Source organism: Microbacterium sp. X-17 (genome assembly GCF_039615055.1).
Genome location: NZ_JBDHNI010000003.1, coordinates 586,536 through 601,440, shown reverse-complemented (window position 1 = coordinate 601,440; position 14,905 = coordinate 586,536). Strand labels below are relative to the sequence as shown.

General features: G+C 70.9%; 12 protein-coding genes. 10 read left to right on the top strand and 2 right to left on the bottom strand.

Going from position 1 to position 14,905, the window contains the following annotated elements:
- Nucleotides 1-30 precede the first annotated feature (30 nt).
- The 4 genes from ABCS02_RS17150 (at nucleotide 31) to ABCS02_RS17135 (ending at nucleotide 5,535) form a co-directional block, all read left to right on the top strand.
- A complete protein-coding gene (locus ABCS02_RS17150) occupies nucleotides 31-2,346 on the top strand; it encodes a DNA polymerase III subunit gamma and tau (RefSeq protein WP_345836877.1) in 2,316 nt (771 codons plus the stop codon).
- 4 nt (nucleotides 2,347-2,350) lie between these two features.
- Complete coding sequence (gene recR / locus ABCS02_RS17145; RefSeq protein WP_345836876.1) at nucleotides 2,351-2,947, top strand: recombination mediator RecR; 597 nt, start codon at nucleotides 2,351-2,353, stop codon at nucleotides 2,945-2,947.
- Between the two features lie 148 nt (nucleotides 2,948-3,095).
- The gene (locus ABCS02_RS17140) at nucleotides 3,096-4,382 is read left to right on the top strand and encodes an aspartate kinase (protein ID WP_345837333.1); all 1,287 of its coding nucleotides are present in this window, start codon (nucleotides 3,096-3,098) and stop codon (nucleotides 4,380-4,382) included.
- Between the two features lie 79 nt (nucleotides 4,383-4,461).
- Complete coding sequence (locus tag ABCS02_RS17135; protein WP_345836875.1) at nucleotides 4,462-5,535, top strand: aspartate-semialdehyde dehydrogenase; 1,074 nt, start codon at nucleotides 4,462-4,464, stop codon at nucleotides 5,533-5,535.
- Here the strand turns inward: ABCS02_RS17135 and ABCS02_RS17130 are convergent.
- Entirely contained in the window at nucleotides 5,532-6,164 is a 633-nt protein-coding gene (locus ABCS02_RS17130; protein WP_345836874.1) for a MerR family transcriptional regulator, read from the bottom strand. The two genes, ABCS02_RS17135 and ABCS02_RS17130, sit on opposite strands and share 4 nt — an antisense overlap.
- Nucleotides 6,165-6,238: 74 nt before the next feature.
- Between ABCS02_RS17130 and ABCS02_RS17125 the strand changes: the two genes are divergently transcribed.
- The 3 genes from ABCS02_RS17125 (at nucleotide 6,239) to ABCS02_RS17115 (ending at nucleotide 10,127) form a co-directional block, all read left to right on the top strand.
- Nucleotides 6,239-6,658 carry a hypothetical protein gene (locus ABCS02_RS17125; RefSeq protein ID WP_345836873.1) on the top strand — a complete coding sequence of 140 codons (420 nt, stop codon included), beginning with the start codon at nucleotides 6,239-6,241 and terminating at the stop codon, nucleotides 6,656-6,658.
- A gap of 73 nt (nucleotides 6,659-6,731) precedes the next feature.
- Nucleotides 6,732-8,234 (top strand): malate:quinone oxidoreductase, encoded by a 1,503-nt coding sequence (locus ABCS02_RS17120; RefSeq protein ID WP_345836872.1) that lies wholly within the window; start codon nucleotides 6,732-6,734, stop codon nucleotides 8,232-8,234.
- Nucleotides 8,235-8,492: 258 nt separating this feature from the next.
- Entirely contained in the window at nucleotides 8,493-10,127 is a 1,635-nt protein-coding gene (locus ABCS02_RS17115; RefSeq protein WP_345836871.1) for an ABC-F family ATP-binding cassette domain-containing protein, read from the top strand.
- A gap of 92 nt (nucleotides 10,128-10,219) precedes the next feature.
- Here ABCS02_RS17115 and ABCS02_RS17110 read toward each other — a convergent pair whose 3' ends face one another.
- Nucleotides 10,220-11,155: a sugar-binding domain-containing protein gene (locus ABCS02_RS17110; protein WP_345836870.1), complete on the bottom strand. Its 936-nt coding sequence runs from the start codon at nucleotides 11,153-11,155 to the stop codon at nucleotides 10,220-10,222.
- A gap of 161 nt (nucleotides 11,156-11,316) precedes the next feature.
- Between ABCS02_RS17110 and ABCS02_RS17105 the strand changes: the two genes are divergently transcribed.
- The 3 genes from ABCS02_RS17105 to ABCS02_RS17095 are packed head-to-tail and all read left to right on the top strand — an operon-like array spanning nucleotide 11,317 to nucleotide 14,869.
- A complete protein-coding gene (locus ABCS02_RS17105) occupies nucleotides 11,317-12,333 on the top strand; it encodes an NAD(P)-dependent alcohol dehydrogenase (protein WP_345836869.1) in 1,017 nt (338 codons plus the stop codon).
- A complete protein-coding gene (locus ABCS02_RS17100; RefSeq protein WP_345836868.1) occupies nucleotides 12,330-13,883 on the top strand; it encodes a sugar ABC transporter ATP-binding protein in 1,554 nt (517 codons plus the stop codon). The genes ABCS02_RS17105 and ABCS02_RS17100 overlap by 4 nt, the downstream gene beginning before the upstream one ends.
- Complete coding sequence (locus ABCS02_RS17095) at nucleotides 13,880-14,869, top strand: ABC transporter permease (protein ID WP_345836867.1); 990 nt, start codon at nucleotides 13,880-13,882, stop codon at nucleotides 14,867-14,869. The genes ABCS02_RS17100 and ABCS02_RS17095 overlap by 4 nt, the downstream gene beginning before the upstream one ends.
- Nucleotides 14,870-14,905: the final 36 nt, after the last annotated feature.

The window sequence follows — 14,905 nt, the reverse complement described above, 5'->3', positions numbered from 1 at the left end:
ATTGTCGGTTGCGGCAAGTAGCATGTGTGGGTGGTCACCGCTCTGTATCGCCGTTATCGGCCCGACACCTTCGCCGAGATGATCGGCCAATCGCAGGTGACCGAGCCGCTCATGACGGCGCTGCGCACCAACCGGGTCAACCACGCCTATCTGTTCTCCGGGCCGCGCGGCTGCGGCAAGACGACGTCGGCCCGCATCCTGGCGCGCTGCCTCAACTGCGCCGAAGGCCCCACCGACACCCCCTGCGGAAAGTGCGCGAGCTGCGTCGAGCTGAGCCGCGACGGCTCCGGATCGCTCGACGTGGTCGAGATCGACGCCGCCAGCCACAACGGCGTGGACGACGCCCGCGACATCCGCGAGCGCGCCATCTTCGCCCCCGCCCGCGACCGCTACAAGATCTTCATCCTCGATGAGGCGCACATGGTCACACCGCAGGGCTTCAATGCCCTGCTGAAGATCGTGGAGGAGCCGCCGGAGCACGTGAAGTTCATCTTCGCGACCACGGAGCCCGAGAAGGTCATCGGCACGATCCGCTCGCGCACCCACCACTACCCGTTCCGGCTCGTCCCGCCCGCGCAGATGCTGGAGTACGTCCAGCAGCTCTGCGACAGCGAGGGGATGACGGTCGCACCGGGCGTGCTGCCCCTGGTGGTGCGCGCCGGAGGCGGCTCGCCGCGCGACACGCTCTCCCTGCTCGACCAGCTGATGGCCGGGTCCGAGGGCAGCAGCATCGAGTACGAGCGCGCGGTCGCGCTGCTCGGCTACACGCACGCCACGCTGCTGGACGAGGTCATCGACGCCATCGCGGCGCGCGACGCGGCCGGTGCGTTCGCGGCCGTGGACCGCGTCATCCAGACCGGGCAGGACCCGCGGCGCTTCGTGGACGACCTCCTGGAGCGGCTGCGCGACCTGATCGTGGTCGCCGCGACGAGCGTCGACGGCGCGGCCGCCGTGCTCCGCGGTGTGCCGCAGGACGAGCTCGACCGGATGGGCGTGCAGGCGATGAAGTTCGGCGCGGCCGAGCTCAGCCGGGCCGCCGACATCGTGAACGCCGCGCTCACCGAGATGACCGGCGCGACCTCGCCGCGCCTGCACCTGGAGCTGATGATCGCGCGCGTGCTGGTGCCGTCGAGCGACGACAGCGAGCGCGGGGCGCTGGCGCGCGTGGAGCGGCTGGAGCGGCGGGTCGGGGTGAGCGACGCCGGTGGGGCGCGGGAGGCTGCTGCGCCTGCGCCGGCTTCGGTTCCTGCGCCTGCTCCTGCGCCGGCTGCTTCGGCGCCGGTGGCCGCCCCGGTCTCGACGCCGGTCGCTCCGGAGCCCGTCGAGCCTCCCGCGAAGCCCACGAAGGCCGCGGAGCCTGCTCCCGCCGCCGCGGCTCCCGAGCCGGTCGCCGCACCCGCCGCTCCGGCTGCGCCCGCGGCCGTCGGCGCCGTGAGCACGCAGCAGGTCAAGGACTCCTGGCCGCAGATCCTCGACGCCGTGCAGCGCGCCAAGCGCAGCGCGTGGATGGTCGTGTTCACCGCCCAGGTCCGGTCGCTGAACGACGACGTCCTGACGCTGTCGTTCCCGAGCGACAACGACGTGCAGAGCTTCCGCCAGCCGCAGTCGCAGGGCGGCCAGGGCGTGAGCGAGTACCTGCGCCAGGCGATCATCGACGTCCTGGGCATCCGGGTCAAGTTCATCGCGCGCGCCGACGGCGCTCCGTCCGGCGGCGCGCCGGCCCGGCCGTCCGCGGGCGCGCCCTCGGCTCCCGAGGCCCCGACGTGGCCCGGCGCGGACGGGGACTCGTCGTCCGCCGGCCGACCCGCGTCGTCCGCGCCCGCGTCCCGGCCCGCCGGCGGCGCGCCGTCAGCGTCGTCCGCCGCTCCGTCGTCGCCGTCGGCCTCGGTCACCGAGTGGGCGACCGTCACGATCCCGTCCGCCCCGGCTGCCGCTGTGGCGACGCTGGAGCGTCCGGAGGCCCCCGCGGCGCCCGTCGCCGCTCCGGGCCCCTCCGCCGCCGGGCTGCCCGACGACCTCCCGCCGGACGACCTGGAGCCGCCGGAGGAGACCGAGCCGCCGTACGAGGCCGCCGTCCCCGAGGAGCCGGCGGGCGACTGGTCCGCCGCGCCCGCGGAGTCCGTGCGTTCGGCCCCCGCGGCCGCACCCGAGCGATCCGCTCCTCAGGCCCAGGCTCAGCGTCCCGCCGCCGACCGCCCCGCCCCCGAGCGCTCCGCCCCCGCCTCCGGCGCCCGCACGCCCACCTTCCAGGCTCCGCAGCGCTACGGCGAGGCCGTCGTCCGCGAGATCCTCGGCGCACGCTTCCTGGAGGAGCAGCCCGCCCCTCCCATGAACGGCATGAGGTAACGCCGTGTACGAGGGCATCGTCCAGGAGCTGATCGACGAGCTCGGCCGCCTCCCCGGCATCGGGCCGAAGTCGGCGCAGCGCATCGCGTTCCACATCCTGCAGACCGAGAGCTTCGACGTCACCCGGCTCGCCGAGGTGCTTCTCGAAGTGCGCGACAAGGTGCGCTTCTGCGAGATCTGCGGCAACGTCTCCGAGCAGGCCACCTGCTCGATCTGCCGCGATCCGCGCCGCTCGCCCGACACGATCTGCGTGGTCGAGGAGGCCAAGGACGTCGTCGCCATTGAGCGCACGCGCGAGTTCCGCGGGCTCTACCACGTGCTCGGCGGCGCGATCAGCCCGATCGACGGCGTCGGGCCCGACGACCTCCGCATCCGGCAGCTCATGCAGCGCCTCGCCGACGGCGCGGTGCAGGAGGTCATCATCGCGACCGACCCCAACCTGGAGGGGGAGGCCACGGCCACCTACCTCAGCCGCCTGCTGACCAGCCTCGAGATCCGGGTCACCCGCCTCGCCTCCGGCCTCCCCGTCGGCGGCGACCTGGAGTACGCCGACGAGGTCACCCTCGGCCGCGCCTTCGAGGGCCGCCGCCAGGTCTCCTGACCTCTGCCGCCATCCGCCGAGGGGCACGTCGTTGTCCCTTTTCGTGGCCAAAAGTGACAACAACGTGCCCCTCGGCGGTCCGTCACATGGCCGGGCGGGCATATCCCGGGCCGGTAGAATGGTCACTCCCGTGAGTTCTGGAGTGCCTGTGGCCCTGATCGTTCAGAAATACGGCGGCTCGTCCGTCGCCGACGCCGAGAGCATCAAGCGCGTCGCCAAGCGCATCGTCGAGACGCGCAAGGCGGGCAACGAGGTCGTCGTGGCCGTCTCCGCGATGGGCGACACCACCGACGAGCTGGTCGACCTGGCCCACGAGGTCACGCCGATCCCGGCGCCGCGCGAGCTGGACATGCTGCTCACGGCGGGGGAGCGCATCTCGATGGCGCTGCTCGCGATGTCGATCAAGAGCATGGGCTACGACGCGCGCTCCTTCACGGGCAGCCAGGCCGGCATGATCACCGACGCCCAGCACGGCTCCGCCCGCATCGTGGACGTCACCCCCGGCCGCATCAAGGAGGCGCTGGACGAGGGCGCGATCGCCATCGTCGCCGGCTTCCAGGGCTTCAACCGCGACACCCGCGACATCACGACCCTCGGCCGCGGCGGGTCCGACACGACCGCCGTCGCCCTCGCCGCCGCGCTCGGCGCCGAGGTCTGCGAGATCTACACCGACGTCGACGGCGTCTTCACCTCCGACCCCCGGCAGGTCCCGCTCGCGCGCAAGATCGACCGCATCACCAGCGAGGAGATGCTGGAGCTCGCGGCAGCCGGAGCGAAGGTCCTGCACATCCGCGCGGTGGAGTACGCCCGCCGCCACAACGTGACCCTGCACGTGCGCTCCTCGTTCTCGAACCGGGTGGGCACGTACGTCCTCAACGAAGCAGCTGCGGCCGAGGCCGCGAAGAAGGATGGAACCGTGGAAGAGCCGATCATCTCCGGAGTCGCCACCGATCTGAGCGAGGCGAAGATCACCGTCGTCGGCGTGCCCGACGTCCCGGGCAAGGCCGCGCAGATCTTCAAGATCGTCGCGAAGGCCAACGCCAACGTCGACATGATCGTCCAGAACGTGTCCGCCGCGGCGACCAGCCTCACCGACATCTCGTTCACCCTCCCCAAGTCGGAAGGCCAGCGCGTGCTGACCGCCCTGAACGGCGAGCGCGACGAGGTCGGCTTCCAGACCCTCCAGTACGACGACCAGATCGGCAAGCTCGCCCTCGTCGGCGCCGGGATGCGGACCAACTCCGGCGTCTCCGCGAAGCTGTTCGAGGCGCTCTACGAGGCCGGCATCAACATCGAGATGATCTCCACCAGCGAGATCCGCATCTCGGTCGTCACCCGCGCCGACACCGTGGCGGAGGCCGCCCGCGTCGTGCACACCGCCTTCGGGCTGGACGGCGACGAGAAGGCGATCGTCTACGCCGGCACCGGCCGCTGAGCCGCTCCCGCCGCTCGCGGGAATGGCCGCCGCCGCCATCCCGTTCCCCTCTTCAGACCAGACAGACGAAGGACACACCATGAGCGAGACCACTCCCGGCTTCGACATCGCCGTGATCGGCGCCACCGGCCAGGTCGGCGGCGTGATGCGCCAGCTGCTGGAGGAGCGCGACTTCCCGGTGAAGAGCATCCGCTTCTTCGCGTCGTCGCGCTCGGCCGGCACCAAGCTGCCGTTCCGTGGCGAGGAGATCACCGTCGAGGACGTGGAGACCGCCGACGTCTCGGGCATCGACATCGCCCTGTTCTCGGCCGGCGCCACCGGCTCGAAGGCGCACGCGCCCCGGTTCGCCGAGGCCGGCGCGATCGTCATCGACAACTCCAGCGGCTGGCGGATGGACCCGGACGTGCCGCTCGTGGTCTCCGAGGTGAACCCCGAGGCCATCGCCGACGCGCGCAAGGGCATCATCGCGAACCCCAACTGCACCACGATGGCGGCCATGCCCGTGCTGAAGGTCCTGCACGAGGAGGCCGGCCTCCAGCGGCTCATCGTGAGCACCTACCAGGCCGTGTCGGGCTCGGGCCTCGCCGGCGCCGAGGAGCTGGCCGGCCAGATCCGCACCGCGGTCGCCGACGAGAACCTCCTCCAGCTCGTGCACGACGGCTCGGCCGTGACGATGCCCGACCCCGTGAAGTACGTGCGCCCGATCGCGTTCGACGTCATCCCGCTCGCGGGATCGATCGTGGAGGACGGCTTCAACGAGACCGACGAGGAGAAGAAGCTCCGCAACGAGAGCCGCAAGATCCTCGGCCTCCCGGACCTGCTGGTCAGCGGCACCTGCGTGCGCGTGCCGGTGTTCACCGGCCACTCGCTGTCGATCAACGCCGAGTTCGCGTCGCCCATCAGCCCCGAGCGCGCCACCGAGCTGCTGTCGGACGCCCCCGGTGTGACGCTCACCGACGTCCCCACCCCGCTGGAGGCCGCCGGCCAGGACCCGAGCTTCGTCGGCCGCATCCGCGCGGACGAGGGCGCCCCGGAGGGCCGCGGCCTCGCGCTGTTCATCAGCAACGACAACCTCCGCAAGGGCGCCGCGCTCAACGCCGTGCAGATCGCGGAACTCGTCGCCGCCCGCCTCGCCTCCCGCGTCGCCCACTAACCCGTCCGCGGCTCGGGGAGCGCGCTGAGGCGGCGCGCGGCGACGTCCTGGTGGGCCAGACGGCGCAGCGCCGCCACCACCGGGTCGTAGAGGGCCGTGCCCAGCACGGCGTAGCCGAGCGCGCCCTCCCGGCCGCCTTCCTCCGGCATCCGGCTGAGGTCGTACTCCGCCATCGCCCGCAGGTGCTCGGCGTACACGTGGAGGCGCTCGTCCGTCATCGGGATGCCGCCGGCCTCCACCGCCTCCAGCGCGCGTTCGAGCTGGGCGACCGCCGTGTACCGCTCGTCGTAGACCTGCCCGATCGACGCGATGGCGGCCTCGGCGCGGGGGTACGGCGGCTGCGCGTCCTCCAGGTACGGCGGCAGCGCCGCGACCGCGCTCCCCAGCGCGTCGAACAGCTCGCCGTCGGGATGGTCGATCAGATCGAGCACGTCCTTCACCCGGCTCAGCGGCAGCCCCGCGACGTCCGAGAGCGCGCGGATGAGGCCGATGCGCCGCACGTGCTCCTCGCCGTACTCCGCGCGCGTCGCGCTGACGGCCGCCCCGGGCGGGAGCATCCCCTGCCGCAGGTAGAACTTGACCGTCGCCAGCGGCACACCGGTCCGCTCGACCAGCTCCGAGATGCGCATCCGTCCTCCGACCCTTGACTCTGGATACTCATACTATCTAATCTTTGGATACCGAAACTATCCAAGGAGCCGTCATGCTGCTGCAACCCGCCAGCGCCATCACCGCCGGCATCGTCCTGCTCACCGTCATCGGCGTCGCGTACGGCGGCACCTTCATGCTGCGCGTCGTCACCGGCACGCAGGGGGCCAACGACCTCCAGAAGTCCTTCTTCCGCGCCGGCCACGCGCACGCCGGCGTCCTCGTCATCCTCGGCCTCGTCACGCTGCTGCTGCTCGACGCGGCGAAGGTGACCGGCTGGATGCATTTCGGCGCGATCGGCGTCCTGGTCGCCGCCATCCTCATCCCCGCCGGGTTCTTCTTCTCGCCGCTCGGCCGCGATCCGCGGAAGCCCAACGGCGCCATCGCGCTGGTCTGGATCGGCTTCGGCGTGCTGCTGGTCAGCATGGTCGTCTCCGGAGTCGCCCTGATCGTCGCGGGGGCGTCCGCGGCGTGACCGATGTCTCGATATCGAGACAGAATCCCCGCGCGACGGCAGGTCACGAGCCCACTCACCGTAGGATTGTCTGGTGAGCACTGACCCCATCGACGTCGTCCTGATCGGCGGCGGCATCATGAGCGCGACGCTGGGCTCCATGATCCAGCGCGTCCAGCCCGACTGGACCATCCGCATCTACGAGTCCCTCGGCGAGGTCGCCCAGGAGAGCTCGAACCCGTGGAACAACGCAGGAACGGGCCACGCCGCCCTCTGCGAGCTGAACTACATGCCGGAGGCCGCCGACGGCAGCGTGGACCCGGCCAAGGCCATCAGCATCAACGAGCAGTTTCAGCTGAGCCGGCAGTACTGGGCCTCCCTGGTCGCCGCCGGTCACCTGCCTGCCCCGAGCACGTTCATCAACGCGACGCCGCACATGACGTTCGTGCGCGGCCGCGACAACGTCCGCTACCTCCGCAAGCGCTACGAGGCGCTCAAGGACCAGCCGCTGTTCGAGGGCATGGAGTACTCGGAGGACCCGGCGACGATCGGCGAGTGGACCCCGTTGCTCACCAAGAAGCGCAACGCCAAGCAGCGCATCGCCGCCACCCGCCAGACCGCGGGAACCGACGTCGACTTCGGCGCGCTCACCCGCGCCCTCGTGGACGACCTGGTCGCGAACGGCGCCGACCTCGCGCTCAACCACAAGGTGCTCAGCATCAAGCGCACCGCCGACAAGCTCTGGAAGATCAAGGTCAGGCACGAGGTCGGCCACACGCCGCACGAGGCCACCGCGCGCTTCGTGTTCGTCGGCGCGGGCGGCGGCGCGCTCCACCTACTGCAGAAGTCCGGCATCCCCGAGATCAAGGGCTTCGGCGGCTTCCCGATCTCCGGCCAGTTCCTCCGCACCACCAACCCGAAGATCGTCGCGCAGCACCAGGCGAAGGTCTACGGCAAGGCCGCGGTCGGCGCCCCGCCCATGTCGGTCCCGCACCTGGACACGCGCGTGGTGGACGGCGAGACCTCCCTGCTGTTCGGCCCGTACGCGGGCTTCAGCCCCAAGTTCCTGAAGAGCGGCAGCTGGTGGGACCTGCCCGGCTCGGTCCGCGCCGGCAACCTCGGCCCGATGCTCGCGGTCGCGCGCGACAACTTCAGCCTCATCAAGTACCTGGTGGGCGAGGTGCTCGCCAACCGCGAGAAGAAGCTGAAGGCGCTGCAGGAGTTCATGCCGACCGCGAAGTCGGAGGACTGGGAGCTCATCACCGCCGGCCAGCGCGTGCAGGTGATGAAGAAGGACCCGAAGAAGGGCGGCGTGCTGCAGTTCGGCACCGAGGTGATCGCCTCGGCGGACGGCTCGATCGCCGGTCTGCTCGGCGCGTCACCCGGTGCGTCGACGGCCGTGCCGATCATGGTCGACCTCCTGAAGCGCTGCTTCCCCGATCGCTACGAGGGCTGGCTGCCGACGCTGAAGCAGCTCATCCCGACCGTCGGCACCACGCTCAACGACCGCCCGAAGGAGGCCGAGCGCGTGCTCGCCGAGACCGCGGCGGTGCTCGACCTGGCGGAGAGCCCCGCCGGCGAGGTCGTCAAGGCCTGACACCCGGTCACCGCAGTCGATCCGTACCGAGTGGTACGGATCGACTGGACAGCCGCGTCCGCGACCTGTTATGGTCGTCCACGCTATGAAGTGATCACCTCCTCTCGTCCCGCGCCCGAGGCGCCGTCGATCGAGTGAGCGACCCCATAGGTCCTGCGCCGCCTGGTCATCCAGCACCGGGCGCTCCGGCGCACTCGTCGCGGAAGTCCGCCCGGCGGGAGCCTGCTCCGTGATGGAGCGCCCGGAAGGTGGTCAGCATTGCCAACACTCACTCTCACTCCACTGCGCGCCGACGGTGTCTCCGTCAGCTACGGCGACCGGCGCGTGCTCTCGGATGTCTCCCTCACCGTGCCTCCCGGCGCCCGCCTCGGCCTGATCGGCGAGAACGGCGCGGGCAAGTCCACGCTGCTGCGGGTGCTCGCCGGCGCCGAGACTCCGGACTCCGGCGTCGTTCAGCGGCCGAGGCGGGTCGGCTTCCTCTGGCAGGAGGTCCGCTTCCGGCCCGACGAGACGCTCGCCACGCTGATCGAGGACGCCCTCGGCGAGGTGCGTGCCATCGAACACGAGCTGGAGGCCGCGGCGGCGGCGCTCGCGGGGGACGACCCCGCTGCGCACGCGCGGTACGACGCCGCCCTCGCGGCGGCCGAGCTCGCCGAGGTGTGGTCGATCGAGTCGCGCCGGGACGCGCTCCTCGATGGCCTCGGGGTCGGCGCCATCCCGCTGGCCCGGCGGCTGGACGAGGTCTCCGGAGGCCAGCGCAGCCGGTTCACGCTGGCCGCGCTGCTGCTCGGCCGGCCGGAGGCGCTGCTGCTCGACGAGCCGACGAACCACCTGGACGACGCGGCCGCCGCGTTCCTGGAGTCGCAGCTCCTCGGCTGGCACGGCCCGGTGCTCTTCGCGAGCCACGACCGCGCGTTCCTCGACTCGGCGGCCACCGGCCTCCTCGACCTGGACCCGACGCGCTCCGGCACGACGGTGTTCGGCGGCGGCTACAGCGCCTACCTCGCCGAGAAGGCGGCCGAGCGGCACCGCTGGGAGAAGCAGTACGCCGACGAGCAGGCCGAGCTCGTCGCGCTCAAGCACGCCGTGGACGTCACGGCGCGCTCGATCGCGTGGTCGGGCAAGGTCCGTGACAACGACAAGTTCGTGAAGTCGTACAAGGGCAACACCCTGGACCGGCAGATCAGCCGGCGCGTGCGCAACGCGGACGGCCGGCTGGAGGAGCTGACCAGCACGCAGGTGCGCAAGCCGCCCAAACCGCTCGCGTTCTCCGGGATCCCCGCGGGGTTCCAGGCCGTGGGCGAGGAGGCCGGGTCGCTGCTGCAGGCGGACGACCTCCACGTGCCCGGCCGGCTGAGGCTCGACCGGTTCGCGGTGGAGGCGCAGTCGCGGGTGCTCGTGACCGGGGCCAACGGGGCAGGGAAGTCGACGCTGCTCTCGGTGCTCGCCGGTCGGATCGTTCCGCTCGTCGGCACGGTGCAGCGCCGCCGCGGGCTGCGGGTGGAGCTCCTGGAGCAGGACGTGCGCTTCGCGGACCCGACGCAGACCCCGCGCCGGATCTACGAGTTGGCGCTGGGGGAGCGGCGCGCGGAGGCGGTCCCGCTCTCGGGGCTCGGCCTCATCGCGCCGCGCGACCTCGACCGGGAGGTCGGCGCGCTGTCCGTCGGGCAGCAGCGCCGGCTGGCGCTGGCGCTGATCATGGCGCGGCCGCCGCACGTTTTCCTGCTGGACGAGCCGACCAACCACCTCTCGCTCACCCTGGCGACCGAGCTGGAGGCCGCCCTCGGCGGCTACCCCGGCGCGGTCGTGGTGGCGAGCCACGACCGGTGGCTGCGCGAGCGCTGGGCGGGGGAGGTGGTGTCGCTGCGGAGCGCCACGCTGCGCGACGCGTGAGCTGACGGGGAGGACGGGCCGGCCGGCGGCGGAGAAGCTGCCGGCCGGCTGCGCCTCCGCAGGGCCGATCCAGCCGCATCGGGTGACGGGCGTCAGGCGAGGAGATACCGAGCCGTCTCCTCATCCGTGATGAGCTGCGAGAGCAGCCCGGACGCGAGGACGGCTTTGATCGCCGCGTGCTTGCGGCGGCCGCCTCCGATGCCGATCACCTGCGCCACTCTGCGCAGCTGGGCGGTGCGGATGCCGATCACGCGATCCGTCAGCAGGTCGATCTCGCGCCCGTCGGCGCCGAGCAGGGTCGTTCCGATCTCGGCGACGACACCGCGCCGGATGAGCCGCCGGGCCTCACCGCTCGGCTCGAGGCTGTCGTGCAAGAGGGAATCGTCCGGCCACGCGCCCATGGTGACGACCGCTTTGGTGAGTCTGTCGAGTCTGGCCAGACTCGGGCGGATGCCTGGCTGCGCCATGATCGTGGCCCTGGCCGCCGCGTCGGTGGCGGCGAACGGCGCGTGCAGCGGATAGACCGCGCCTCCGGATCGGCGCGCCATGGTGTTCACCGCCTCGGTTCCGCGTTCGCGCACCGGATCAGCGACTCCTGTCAGCTGGACGACATCGCAGCTCGGGACCTCGCCGAGTGCGCGTGACATCTCGATCAGCGTCCGGCCCGCGGTCAGGCCGACGATGTCGTCCTCAGCGATCATCCCGGAGAGCACGTCCGCGGCCAGCCGTCCGAGCGTGACGCGGATCTCCTCGCGGTCATCGGTCGCGATGCGGGCGACGAACGCGTTCTGCAGGCCGAAGCGGGAGACGAGCCGCAGCGAGAGATCGACATCGACGGGACCCGGCGCGTCGATCGTGATCGTGACCACGCCCAACTCGAGCGCCTTCTGGATCATCCGGGCGACGGCGAAGCGCGAGAGTCCGAGTTCGTCAGCGATCTCCGTGCGGGGGACCGAGTCCTTGAAATACCGTTTGCTAACATAGGCGAGTTTCACCGCTTCGTCGGGATTGACAATCTTCCCGCTCATGTGAGCAGTGTAACATCTCGCATGAGAGTTAAGGTTAGTCTCGTCGCGATCATTCCGAGGAGGCCGTGCCAGTTGGCCTCGACCGAAAGGACCCGATGACTGCGATGTCTACTCCTGCCCTGCCCACGAAAATGTCGGCGAGCGTGCTCACCGCTCCCGGCATGATCGAATTGCGCGATGTCCCGATCCCTGCGCTCGATGCCGACCAGGTCCTCGTCCGCATCGAAGCGGTCGGAGTCTGCGGCTCGGACACGCACTTCTACCACGAGGGCCACATCGGCGATCTGGTGGTCGAGGGGCCGATCATCCTCGGCCACGAGTCCGCCGGCGTGATCGTCGCCGTCGGCTCGGCGGTCTCCGCGGCCCGGATCGGCGAACGCGTCTCGATCGAGCCGCAGCGGCCGTGCCGGCGCTGCGAGCACTGCAAGACGGGCGACTACAACCTGTGTGTCGCGATGGAGTTCTACGGCGCCTATCCGATCGACGGCGTCTTCTCCGAGTACGCCGTCATCCAAGACGACTTCGCGTTCGCCGTGCCCGACTCCCTCAGCGCCGACGAGGCCGCCTTGATCGAGCCCGTCTCGGTCGCGGTGCACGCGTGCCGTCGGGCCGGCGTCACGGCGTCGAGCAGAGTGTTCATCACCGGCGCCGGCCCGATCGGCCTGCTCACCGCTCAGGTCGCGCTCGCCTTCGGTGCGTCGGAGGTCGTCGTCAGCGATCCGGTGGAGAACCGCCGCCGCTTCGCGCAGACTCTCGGCGACATCGCCACGGTCGATCCCGTCGAGACCGATTTCGGCTCGCTCGAACTCCACTTCGACGCGTACATCGACGCCTCGGGCAACGGCAGGGCCATCAGGCAGGCGATCCCGACTCTGCGCCGCGGTGGACGGATCGTGCTCGTCGGCATGGGGAACGACGACCTCGAGCTGCCCGTCTCCGTGATCCAGAACCGCGAGCTGGAATTGACCGGGACGTATCGGTACGCGAACACCTGGCCGACCGCGATCGAGCTCGTCGCCCGGGGAGCCGTCCGGGTCGCTCCGCTGGTGACGGGGCACGTCGGACTCGACCAGGTCGAGGCGGGCCTGCTGATGAACCGATCGGATCCCGACGCGATCAAGACGGTCGTCGTCCCGGGCCGGCCCGGCGCCGCCGCCCTGCCACGAGGCGAGCGATGACGGATGCCGCCCACGCGGCAGGCGTGCCGACACTCACCACCGCCGGTGTGACGAAGGCGTTCGGAGGGATCCCGGTCCTGAAGGGGGTCAGCTTCAGCCTGCTGCCCGGGACGATCACGGCGATCGCCGGCGAGAACGGGGCGGGCAAGTCCACTCTGATGAAGATCATCTCCGGGCTCTACGCCGCGGACCAGGGGACAGTGTCCCGGAACGGGCGGGAACTGTCGTCCGGCAACGTCCAGGAGGCGATCGCTCAGGGCATCGCCATCGTCCCCCAGGAGCTGGCCTCGATCCCGGAGCTCACGGTCTACGAGAACCTCTACCTCGGCCGCGAGACGCGCAGAGCCCTCGGACTGCTCGACCGCGCCGCCATGATCCGCGCCGCCGCCGCGGCGCTGTCGCGGTTCGGACTAGACATCGCCCCCACCCGGCGGATGGGAGGGCTGCCGGTCGGGGTGCGCCAGATCATCGAGATCATCAAGGCCACGAGCCAGGGTGCGCGCGTCATCCTCCTCGACGAGCCGACAAGCGCGATCGCGGCGCCCGAGGTCGAGATGCTGCTCCGCACGATGCGCGCCCTGCGAGATCAGGGGGTCTCGCTGCTCTTCACCACCCACAAGATGGAGGAGATCCGCGCTGTCGCCGACCGCGTCGTCGTGCTTCGCGACGGCCAGCTGATCGTGGACGAGCCGCTTCGGGAGCTGAGCGACGACGACATCGTCACGGCGATGATCGGGCGCGAACTCGGCAACCTCTTCCCCGACCAGCAGCCGGCCGGCTCCGAGGTCGTGCTGGAGGTGACCGACCTCGTGCTCGCGGGGGCGGACAGTGGGTTCGACTTCGAGGTCAAGCGCGGGGAGATCGTCGGTCTCGCCGGTCTGGTCGGCGCGGGGCGTACGGAACTGCTGGAAGCCCTCTTCGGCATCCGCGCCGTCGCGTCGGGCGAGGTCAGGGTCGCCGGGGCGACGGTCGCTCCGGGGTCACCGGGCCGCTCCATCCGCGCCGGCATGGCGCTGGTCCCGGAAGACCGGAAGGACGCCGGGGCGGTCTTGGCGCTCGACGTGCTGAGCAACGCGTCGCTCCCGCGGATCGGCGACTTCACGGTCGCCGGGGTCATCTCGCAGGCCCGCAGGCGTGAAGCCGTCGACGCCGCGATGAAGGCCGTCGCTCTGCGCAGCAACGGCCTCGGCCAAGAAGTCGGCACGCTGTCGGGGGGAAACCAGCAGAAGGTCGTCCTCGGACGCTGGCTCATCGGCGCGGTCGACGTCCTCCTGCTGGACGAACCCACCCGCGGCGTCGACGTCGGCGCCCGGAGCGAGATCTACGACCTCATCGTCACGCTCGCGGGTCAGGGCATGGCCGTCGTCATGGCCTCCTCCGACCTCCCCGAGATCCTCAGCCTCAGCCACCGCGCGCTCGTGCTGGCGAACGGCGCCGTCGCCGCCGAACTCGACCGGAACGACCTTTCCCGCCCCGATGCGCAGGACCGGATCTTCCGCCTCGCGTCCGGCCAGCTTTCGACCACCAAGCCCGGAGAAACGACCCTATGACCGACACAGCCCGCCCTGTCGCCCCCGTGCGCCCACCGCTCGGGGCCCGCGCCCTGAGGTTCGGCGTGCGCTACGCCATGGTGCTCGTGATGCTCGCGATCATCGTGTTCTTCATCGTGCAGAGCAGCCGCTTCGCCACGGCCGACAACCTGATGACGATCCTCGTGGCGGCCGCGCCGTTCGCGCTCATCGCCCTGGGCCAGACGCTCGTGATCCTGACCGGAGGCATCGACCTGTCGGTCGGCTCCGTCATCGCGGCGAGCGGCATGACGGCGGCGCTGGTCGCGAAGAGCGCGCCGGACCAGCTCTGGCTCGCAGTCGTCAGCGCGGTCGCGGTCGGTCTGCTGGCCGGGTCGCTCAACGGCTTCGTCGTCTCGCGGCTGAACGTTCCGCCGTTCATCGCCACGCTCGGCATGATGACACTCGCCTCGGGCGTCGCGTTCGTCATCGGCGGCGGCGCGCCCATCAACGGCCTCCCATCGACCTTCGGCGAGATCGCGAACACCAAGGTGCTCGGCGTCACCGTCCCGGTGATCCTCATGGTCGTCGGAATCCTCGGGCTTGCTCTCATCATGCGGCGCACGTCCTACGGTCTCCGCGTCTACGCCGTCGGCGGCAACCGGTTCGCCGCCGAGATCGCGGGCGTGAAGTCGCGAGGGATCCTCTTCAGCGTGTACGCCATCAGTGGAGGCCTCGCGGCGGTCTCGGGCGTCATGCTCTCCTCCCGTGTCATCTCGGGCGCGCCGACCCTCGGGCAGGGCTACGAGCTCGACGCGATCGCGGCCGTCGTCATCGGCGGCGCGAGCCTCATGGGCGGGCGGGGCACCGTGTGGGGGACGGCCCTCGGCCTCCTGCTGATCCAGACCCTCAACAACGGCCTCGACATCCTGATCGTGCCCGCCTACTGGCAGGACGTCATCAAGGGCGTGCTGATCGTCACCGCGGTGGCCATCGACGTCTGGGCGACGAAACGCAACGTACGGTAACCGCTCCCACTCCCACTGCTCGGAATCCCGAAATCA